Origin of the sequence: Nostoc sp. UHCC 0252, from assembly GCF_034931145.1 — a bacterium.
Taxonomy (GTDB): Bacteria; Cyanobacteriota; Cyanobacteriia; order Cyanobacteriales; family Nostocaceae; genus Nostoc.
Map to the genome: position 1 here is coordinate 42092 of NZ_JAYGHE010000023.1, position 10895 is coordinate 52986.

Genomic DNA, 10895 nt, shown 5'->3' on the forward strand with positions numbered 1-10895 from the left:
TTCGCTTACTTACTGATTGATGCAGGTATTATGAATTATTTAAAAGTAACTCGACTTCTTCTTCAGATAATTCTTCTATTCTTTCTAACAGAAGTTCTTCAATCATTTCTGTTTGTTTAGCTGGGATCATTGCTTGCAATAAGAATTCTCGTAGCGGTAAGTCTACAGGAAATTTTGCTCGTAATCGAGAAACTAATTGAGTTGCAATCAATGAATCTCCCCCTAAATCATAGAAGTTATCATAGATACCAACTTCTGTAATTCCAAGTACCTCTTGCCATATTTCGGTAATTTGCTTTTCCAACTCATTTTTTGGAGCGATATAGGCATTACTAAGATTAGGTCTAGAATAACGTGAGGATGACTCTAATTTAGTTAAATTTTTGGAATTTTCTAGACGATCAACATTAATTATGTAATTTTTTCTAGTATTAATATCTACTGGAGAAATTAAAATCTGAGTTCCTCTCTCTAGAGAAAATATTCGCTTAAATACTTCTATAGCTTCCGTAGCACCAATCCCTAATTCTGGCCCAGATGATTGACTGGAATTTATTTCTAATTCATCCCAGTTTATAAGATACCACGGCAAAGAATTGTTTCGATTGTGTCGGGTTGTAAAAGTATCTACAAAATGATTAGCTGCCGAATGTAAACCTAATCCAAATCCTCCTAAAATGGAAGATAAAGAAGAAAAAATGATACAAAAATCTAACTTTTGATTCTCTAAGATTTGTTCTAATATATGAAGTCTATCACGTTGAAACTCGAATAATTTTTCCGATTCTATATTGTCAATTTCTGGAATTGAGCCAAAGATATGTTCGCTTTTGATTCCAGTTGAATAAATCACCCCGTTAATTTGACCAATATTCTCAGATGAAAGGCTTTGATGAATTTGTTTCTCATTACTTGTGTCTATAGGGATAACGAACACTTCAGCACCTAATTTTTCTAAAGCTACTAATTTTTGAATTTTGGAACTCACTTCATCTTGCTGAGGATGAGTTTCTAGCCATTGCGAAAAATCATTCTTTTCTGGAAAATCTGAATCCTCAATAAATATGAGTTTTGCTTGTAGAGCTTTTGCTAAATATTCTACAATTACAACTTCTATACTTTCTAAACCACCAGGGAATAGGTAAACACCCTCTTTTCTCAATGGTGTTTTTTCTTCATCTCTGGACTCTAAAGGAATTGGCTCAAATGTTTGTACCCAGCGATATGAATCGCGGTAAGCAACAACCAAATCTGAAGATACAGCCGTTAATTCATTTACTAGTTGCTCAATAATAATACTGTCATAATCTCTTTCTCTTCCCTCTGTGTTCTCTGCGTCTCTGCGGTTCGTAAAACCAACATCAATACATCGACAAGTAATATTAGGATACTCTTGAGGAATTACCTTAGATAAACCTAATATAACTGCTTTCTCAGGGTCAAGTTTTTCATTACCATTAACATCTTGAATGTTATTTGATATAATACAAAGCTGTAAGTCGCTGTTAATATTTAAATTACTAAAGCTCTGTGTTACGAACAAAAGACTATTAAATTCTAAATATTTTTTCGATTGCCGATTTTCAAGTTTGTTAATACTCCATAAATAAGCGATGTTTTGGGGTATTCTACCATGCGAATTTAGCTCCTGGAACAAAGCTTCATAGTCTGCATATTTGTATGGATTAATCGTATAAACTCCATCGCTCAGTTTTTTAAATTGCTCTGCTTGCTTAACCGTAATGATATTTATATTTTGATGAATCAATCGATTAATTAATTCCTCACCTATTCCCAAGTTATCAGTAAAAAATAGCCACGATTCTTTTTGAGAGTTGAATAAATTAGGCAGCAAAGAGCGTTTCCATGAAGGAATATAAAACCAGTCGGCAATATTTTGCTTATTTTTTAAAGAAGGCGATAGTGATTTGACATCAATCCAGTATCGTTGTCGCTCAAAAGGATAGGTAGGTAAAGGTAAACGATGACGTTGCTCGTGAGCATAAAAACCTGACCAGTCTATATCTACACCAGAAAGCCACAAGCGACCTAATGTTTGTAATAAAAAGCTAATATCAGATTGTTGCTCTTTAACATGACGCAATGAATTCAACACTTGTTGTTTAGCATTTTTCTCCAAATGCTGTGTCGTTAAATTGCTTAAAGTTCTTCCTGGCCCCACCTCTAGAAAAACACCTTCAAACTGCTTTATTAATTGAGATATGCCATCAGAAAATCTCACCGTTTGGCGTAAATGTTGACCCCAATAGTTGGGATTTATCGCTTCGGTATCAGTAATCCAATTGCCTGTAACATTAGAAATAAACTTGATTTTTGGGGAATGGAGTTTGCATTGTTTCACCAACTGCACAAACTCTTCTAATATCGGCTCCATCATCGCCGAATGGAAAGCATGAGATGTATGCAACAAGCGACATTCAATCCCTTGAGAAATTAATTGCTTTTGCAGTTCTGCAACTGCTGAATTTGTACCAGAAACAACACATGAAGATGGACTATTAATAACTGCTATTTCTAAGTTTTCTTTTAATAGTAACTGGACATTATTTGCTGGTAATCCCACTGCTAGCATACTTCCTTCAGGCAACTGTTGCATTAATTGCCCTCTTTTTGCCACAATCAGTAAAGCAGACTCTAAGGAAAATACACCTGCGATCGCAGCAGCAACATATTCCCCGATACTATGCCCAATCATTGCTTGTGGTTGCACACCCCATGACATGAATAACTGAGCTAGGGCGTACTCTGTAACAAATAACGCTGATTGGGTGAGGGCTGTTTGTTGTAGTTGCTTTGAAGCGGTTTCAGTATCTTCTTCGTTGGGATAAAGTAGGGAACGGATATCTAGATTAAGGTATGGTTGCAAAATCTCGGCGCAAGTATCTACGTGTTTAGCAAATACTGATTCAATTTCGTACAGTTCTCGCGCCATGTTTGCATATTGCGCTCCCTGTCCTGAAAACATGAAGATGACTGGACAGTGACTTGACTTATGGTGATAACTAGAAATACGTTGAGGATCAAGGAAAGCCAATGTTTTTACTGCATCTTCTGAGTCATAGCAAACTACTGCGCGACGATGCTCAAAAGCCCAACGACCTACTTGTAAAGTATGAGCAACATCAGGTAGGTTAATATCTGGATTTTGCTCCAAATGAGTACGAAGTTGCGCTGTTGCAGTTTCTAGAGCTGTGCTGGTTTTGGCTGAGAGTAATAATAATTGCCAAGGACGTGACGGACTCGAAGCTTCGATTACTGGCGCTTCTTCTAAGATGATATGAGCATTAGTTCCGCCGATTCCGAATGAACTTACACCTGCTCGGCGTGGTGTGCTGTTAGTTTTCCACTCTGATAATTTAGTGTTGACATAAAACGGACTATTGGCAAAGTCTATCTCAGGATTAGGATGTTCAAAGTGCAAACTAGGAGGTATTTCTTGATGTTTTAATGCCAGGACTGTTTTAATTAATCCTGTTACACCTGCTGCTGTATTCAAATGCCCGATATTGGTTTTTACCGAACCAATAGCGCAAAATCCCTTTTGTTGAGTGCGGGCTGCAAACGCCTTTTTTAAAGCACTAATTTCAATAGGATCTCCCAAGGCTGTACCAGTTCCGTGAGCCTCAATATAAGTGATGGTTTCTGGAGCAACCCCTGCGATCGCCTGAGCCTCGGCAATGACCTCAGCTTGACCAACCACACTAGGAGCCGTATAACCTACCTTAGCTGCGCCATCGTTATTGATGGCTGAACCTTTTATTACTGCGTAAATATGATCACCTTCTGTCAAAGCATCTTCTAATCTCTTAAGGACAACCAGACCTATTCCATCCCCGAAAATAGTTCCTTTTGCTTGAGCATCAAAGGCACGACAGTGACCATCAGGAGAAGTTATATCCCCTTCTTGATAAAAATAACCTTGCTTTTGGAGAGATTCTATAGAAATACCACCTGCCAAAGCCAGATCGCACTCGTAGTTGAGCAATCCTTGGCAAGCTGAGTGAACAGCAACTAATGATGTAGAGCAAGAAGTCTGAATATTGATGCTTGGCCCCTTCAGATTCAATTTATATGAAACTCGTGTGGCAGCAAAATCCTGACTGTTGCCGTATGCAATTAAATCCGTCAATTTCATCAATTCAGGGTGGGAACTCAAATTACTCATAAAGTAATTACTCATATTGGTTCCCACATAAACACCAGTCAAACCTTTATCAGATCCAGGTTCATAACCAGCATTTTCCAATGCTTCCCAAGCGCATTCAAGAAGAATACGGTGTTGGGGGTCGATGATTTCAGCTTCTCTTGGCGAAAAATCGAAGAAAGAAGCGTCAAACATCTCAATATCTGACAGACTAGCGCCAGCTTTTACATACTGAGGGTTACTTAGCCACGCTGGATCTACGCCTGAAACTTTTAATTCTTCATCGCTGAAGAAAGAAATTGATTCTTGCCCTTTGCACAAGTTTTTCCAAAATTCGCCAACATTTTTTGCTCCTGGAAAACGACCAACTATACCAATTATGGCTATGCCTTTAATAGAATTGTCCATTTGTTGATTAGACATCTATCTTTCTCCTTTGTTTCATTAACTGTCGTTTTTCCTGCATAGCCGCTTCTTTTTTGCTGGCACGTTCATCAGCTTGTTGAAATATTGGTTTTTCAATTTTATTTCCACTCATATATTCAGCCAAAGCACTTATGGTTGAATATTCAAATAGATCGGCAACTGATAAATTTTTGTTTAATATTTTTAGAATTTTATCTCGAACCTGAATTAGTAAAAGTGAATCTCCTCCTAATTCAAAAAAATTGTCATATAACCCTATATTCTTTATTCCCAGAAGTTCTTGCCAGATAGTAGCTATGTTTTGCTCGATTTCATTTCGAGGAGCAATATATGGATTCTGCAAATCTGGTCTAGAATGTAACAATAGATTGGTTTTTTCTTCTTGCAATGATTCTAGTTTGATCCATTGTTTAATTCTATCTTGAATTTCTCTAGTTGAAACAACAATATGATCACATTGACAATTATTTAAAATAGCTTCAAAAGCTTTTAACCCTTCCTCGAAATCAATGGTTAATTCTGTCAAACTTGTATTTTTTTTATTTGATTCTTCAACGTCCCAACCATCCCAACTTATGCTGCTCCATGAGACAGAATCAGTCTGATTATGTTGATGTGCAAAAGTATCCATGAAAATATTTGCTGCCGAGTAAGCAATATGCCCTAATCCTCCTAAAATAGACGATAAGGAAGAGAACAAAAAACAAAAATCAAGTTTTTTATTTTGCAAAACATTTTTTAATACTAAAAGTCCATGTACTTTTGGTTTAAATTGCTCATCACAACTGCTGCGACTTATTTTTTCTATCGCTTCAAAAGAGTCACCTTTAGTAATTCCAGCAGCATGAATGACACCGTTGAGCGAACCAAATTGTTGTTCAGCTTGAGCGATCGCACTTTGCATTTCTTCTGTGTTGCTGACATCAGCGATCGCCACCAAAACTTCTGCACCTAAGTCTTCGAGTTCTTGAACTTTGCGGATTTTGCAGCTAATACTGTTAGTCTCATCATGAGTAGCTAGCCATTGTTCCCACTCGTCTCGCTGAGGAAAAGCAGAACGTCCTACCAGCAGTAGTTTTGCTTGTACATTTCTAGCCAAGTATTCTGCTAAAAGAAATCCAATCCCTCCGAGTCCACCTGTAATTAAATAGACTCCCTTTTCTCTAAGCCTCGGCTTTTCTAGCTTAGTTTTATCAAATCGCACTGGCTCAAAACTTTGCACCCAACGATTTAAACCTCGATAAGCAATGAGCTTTTCAGAATCAGCAACTGTTAATTCTGCCAGTAAGTTTTCTATAAGTTTTTGTTCTTGCCAGCTTCCGCTTGTAGGAAGAATAACATCGATACTCCGACAGTTTATATTTGAATATTCTTGAGGTATAACTTTAATTGGCCCAAGCAAAGTAGCTTTTTCTGGGCAAATAACTTCAGTTCCTGTCACTGGCTGTAAATTGTTAGAAATAACTGTGATTTGAAAATCATCAGTAATTTCTTGTTTTGCTAAAGTTTGGGCAAGATATAGGAGGCTGTAAAATCCTGTTGTCTGGGCTTGTTCTACTTTTACAATTTCTAATTTTTGGTCAATAGTTGGTGTAATACTCCATAAATGGACAATTGTTTTTGGTAACTTATTGTTTTTAATAAGTTCCTGAATTAAAAGATCGTAATCATGATGATTTTCAGGATTAATCGTATATTGAGACTTACTTATTAAGGTAAATTTTTCACCAATTTTTACTGTAACTACATCTTGATTTTGTTTTTCTAATTGTTTTACTAAGTTGATACCCAAGCCACACTCATCGATAAACACCAAAGTACAAGATTGTGGAGACGTTAATTTTTGATGTTCGAGTTGTACAGGGCGTAAAGAAGGTTTCCAAAAAGGAATATAAAACCAGTCGGCTATATCAGGTTTTTTACCGATTGAGGCGGGAGTGGGTAAGCGTAGCTCGTCACTATCTTGTTGCTTTTGAGGCTCAATCCAGTATCGTTGTCGCTCAAAAGGATAGGTAGGCAAAGGTAAACGATGGCGTTGCTCGTGTGCATAAAATCCTGACCAGTCTATATCTATACCAGAAAGCCATAAGCGACCTAATGTTTGTAATAAAAAGCTAATATCAGATTGTTGCTCTTTAACATGGCGCAATGAATTCAAGACTTGTTGTTTAGCATTTTTATCCAAATGCTGTGTCGTCAAAGTTCTTAAAGTGTGTCCCGGCCCAACTTCGAGAAAAACACCTTCAAACTGTTTGAGCAATTGAGATATGCCATCAGAAAATCTCACCGTTTGGCGTAAATGTTGACCCCAATAGTTGGGATTTATCGCTTCGGTATCAGTAATCCAATTCCCAGTCACATTAGAAATAAACTTGATTTTGGGAGAATGGAGTTTACATTGTTTCACCAACTGCACAAACTCCTCTAATATTGGCTCCATCATCGCCGAATGGAAAGCATGAGATGTATGCAACAGCCGACATTCAATTTCTTGAGAAATTAATTGCTTTTGCAGTTCTGCAACTGCTGACTTTGTACCAGAAACAACGCATGAAGATGGACTATTAATAACTGCGATTTCTAAGTTTTCTTTTAATAGTAACTGGACATTATTTGCTGGTAATGCCACTGCCAGCATACTTCCTTCAGGCAACTGTTGCATTAGTTGTCCTCTTTTTGCCACAATTAGTAAAGCATCCTCCAAGGAAAATACGCCTGCGATCGCAGCTGCGACATATTCCCCGATACTATGACCAATCATTGCTTGTGGTTGCACACCCCATGACATTAATAACTGAGCTAGGGCGTACTCTGTAACAAATAATGCGCTTTGGGTAAGGGCTGTTTGTTGTAGTTGCTTTGAAGCGGTTTCAGTATCTTCTTCGTTGGGATAAAGTAGGGAGCGGATATCAAGATTAAGATATCCTTCCAAAATCTTGGCGCAAGTATCTACGTGTTTTTTAAACGTTGGTTCTACTTCATATAGTTCTCGTGCCATGTTTGCATATTGCGCCCCTTGTCCTGAAAACATAAAGATGACTGGACAGTGGCTTGATTTTCGATGGTAAGTAAAAATACGTTGAGGATCGAGAGAAGCTAGTGTTTCTACTGCATCTTCTGAGTCATGGCAAACTACTGCGCGACGATGTTCAAAAGCCCAACGACCTACTTGTAAAGTATGAGCGACATCAGGTAGGTTAATATCTGGATTTTGTTCCAAATGAGCAGCTAAATTTGCAGTTGCAGTTTCCAAGGCTGTGCTGGTTTTGGCTGAGAGTAATAACAATTGCCAAGGACGTGACGGACTCGAACCTGCAATCACTGGCGCTTCTTCTAAGATTGCATGAGCATTAGTTCCGCCGATTCCGAATGAACTTACACCTGCTCGGCGTGGCATGCCGTTAGTTTTCCACTCCGATAATTTAGTGTTGACATAAAACGGACTATTGGCAAAGTCTATCTCAGGATTTGGTTCTTGAAAGTGCAAACTAGGAGGTATTTCTTGATGTTTTAATGCCAGGACTGTTTTAATTAAGCCTGTCACACCTGCTGCTGTATTCAAATGCCCAATATTAGTTTTTACTGAACCTATCGCGCAAAAGCCTTTTTTATTTGTGCTAGCAGCAAAAGCTTGTGTAAGTGCCTTAATTTCAATCGGATCTCCTAAGATAGTTCCTGTACCATGAGCTTCTATATAACTAACAGTTTCAGGTTCAACTCCGGCTAAAGCTAAAGCTTCTAAAATTACCTGCTTTTGTCCCTCAACACTGGGGGCTGTATATCCAACCTTTAAAAAACCATCATTATTAACTGCTGAACTCTTAATTACTGCATGAATAAAATCACCATCAGCAATGGCATCTTCTAATCTTTTCAAAACTACTACACCTAAACCATTGCCACCATTAGTTCCTTTTGCTTGAGCGTCAAAAGCTCGGCAATGTCCATCAGGAGAATGAATTCCTCCTGGTTGATAGCGATAACCAAGTTTTTGTGGCACTCCAACAGAAACACCACCTGCTAAAACGATATCGCTTTCACCATTCATTAAACTCTGACAAGCTAAATGGACAGCAACTAATGATGTAGAACAGGCAGTCTGAACATTAATACTTGGCCCTTTTAAATTTAATTTATAAGAAATTTGTGTCGGTAAAAAATCTTTCTCATTGCCAATAATAATACTATCTTCTGATTCCATTAAATCCCGATTAGGATATAAATTTGACAGTAAATATGTACTTATTGCAACACCTGTAAACAGACCAATTGAACCACTATAAATTTCTGAGTTATAACCAGCATTTTCTAAAGCTTGCCAAACACACTCCATAAAAAGGCGGTGTTGGGGATCTGTAATTTCGGCTTCTCTGGGAGAAAAGCCAAAAAATGAAGCGTCAAATAACTCTATATCTTCTAATACACCACCTAATTTCACATAACTAGGATCATTCAACAATGTTGGATTTATGCCAGCAGAAACTAGTTCTTCATCTGTAAAACAAGCAATCGATTCTACACCATCCCGCAGGTTTTGCCAGAAAGTATCAACATTTTTTGATCCAGGAAAACGCCCAGACATACCGATAATCGCTATTTCATCATCGTTGAAACTTTGCGAAGTATTTAAGTTATCCATAGTTTTTATAAAATTTCAAATTGATATTTTGGCAGCAATTTGGATTTGATCGTTTAAAACTGCTTGAATGTCTTCTTCAGTAGTCAAAGGATTGGCAATCACTGCCCGCATTGCAACTACAGGATTGTCATTACCAAAATTGATATTTTTTTTGATAGTTCTGGAGATAAAAGTATGACCGATTTGGCGCTGGTTTTTTTGTAAAGATTCATTGACATTATTGATTATTTCATTATCTATATCTGTCAATGCTTTTTTAGCCACCAGCCCTCGGAATTGCTCTGGAATATAGCGATAAATTAATAAATTGGTATCAGGCTCTGCTAGTAATTCAAATTCAGGCATAGCCGAAATACAAGCAGCCATGTATTGAGTTTTTCGGATTCCTTCATCAATTAAAAACTCATATCCCTTAAGTCCAATCAACTTTAAACCAGCATGTAGCAATAAGGCCATGCCTGGACGAGAACCTTCTAAAGCCCGTTTACCTAAATCAAATGATCCCTTACGCATGGTATAACTAGCCTGTTTTTCGATTGAAGAAGCTAGATAGGGATCGCGGAAAAATACCATCCCAATTCCCATTGGTAGATACAATTGTTTATGTCCATCAATAGTGACTGAATCAGCTTTTTCTATACCAGCAAGTTTATGCCGATATTGTTCAGAAAAAATTAGTGGCCCTCCCCATGCAGCATCTACATGGAAGTGGACATTGGCTTCTTGTGCAATCTCCGCAATATCTTTTAGAGAATCAACTCCACCTGAATCTGTCGTACCAGCAACCCCGACAATTGCAATAATTAGTAGGTTTTGCTGACGACATTCTGCAACAGTTTGGCGCAGCGCTGGTAAGTTAATTCGGTTATTACAATCAGCAGGAATTCTGATCAAACCTTGTATACCAATGCTCATCAAATCAGCAGCTTTATCAAAAGAGTAGTGCATTAAGTCAGAGCCAATAATCACTGCTCCTTTGTAGCCATAGAAATCTAAAGCAGCTGCTAAACCTTCTTTTTCTACACCAAGGAATCCATCTTTTGGCCCTAATGCAGCATTTCGCGCACACCAAAGTGCTGTGATATTTGCCACGGTTCCACCAGATACCAAGATTCCTAGTGTACTTAAGTTGTTTTGAATATGTTGAGTGTAGAAACCTTCAGAGAGATTATAAATCTGTCGATGTAACATCGCTAAAGCTTCACGTTCAAAGAAGCTGAGGGATTTAGCGGTTTCTATTTTGACGGCGTTTTGATTCATAGCCGTCATGAGTTTAGCCAAAGGACGCACAAAGCTAGGAAGCGCCGAGGTCATGTGACCAATAAATCGTGGCGAAGATGTATGTATTGAATGGGCAACGACATTGTTGCCTATGTATTTTAGATAGGTTTCAAAGTTAGTTGGTTGGACAGGAATTTTACTGTCTGAAAATCTTTCTAGTAATGAGTCTAAATCAATGTTGGTATTAGAATCAATAGTGCTTAAAAAATCTTGAGATATTTGATCGGTTATTTCATCTATTTGTTTTTCAAGAGAGCTTACCTGATTGCATGAAGCAAACATTTGCATTACTTTCTCTTCTATGCCATCATCTAATGTCTGTTCAGATTCAAAAAAGTAACTTTTATTTAGCATTTCTTGTTTGCTTAATGTCATATTGTGTTT

Annotated in this window: 3 protein-coding genes; all 3 read right to left on the minus strand. The window is 37.7% G+C overall.

Annotated features, from left to right (window positions below; all coding sequences use genetic code 11):
- Positions 1-28: 28 nt before the first annotated feature.
- Genes VB732_RS15420 through panP form a run of 3 tightly spaced genes read right to left on the minus strand, consistent with a single transcriptional unit; the run spans position 29 to position 10886 of the window.
- A complete protein-coding gene (locus VB732_RS15420; RefSeq protein WP_323231739.1) occupies positions 29-4588 on the minus strand; it encodes a polyketide synthase in 4560 nt (1519 codons plus the stop codon).
- The gene (locus tag VB732_RS15425) at positions 4581-9230 is read right to left on the minus strand and encodes a type I polyketide synthase (protein WP_323231740.1); all 4650 of its coding nucleotides are present in this window, start codon (positions 9228-9230) and stop codon (positions 4581-4583) included. Before VB732_RS15425 ends, VB732_RS15420 begins: the two co-directional genes overlap by 8 nt.
- Positions 9231-9245: 15 nt before the next feature.
- Positions 9246-10886 (minus strand): pyridoxal-dependent aspartate 1-decarboxylase PanP, encoded by a 1641-nt coding sequence (gene panP / locus VB732_RS15430; protein WP_323231741.1) that lies wholly within the window; start codon positions 10884-10886, stop codon positions 9246-9248.
- Positions 10887-10895 lie beyond the last annotated feature (9 nt).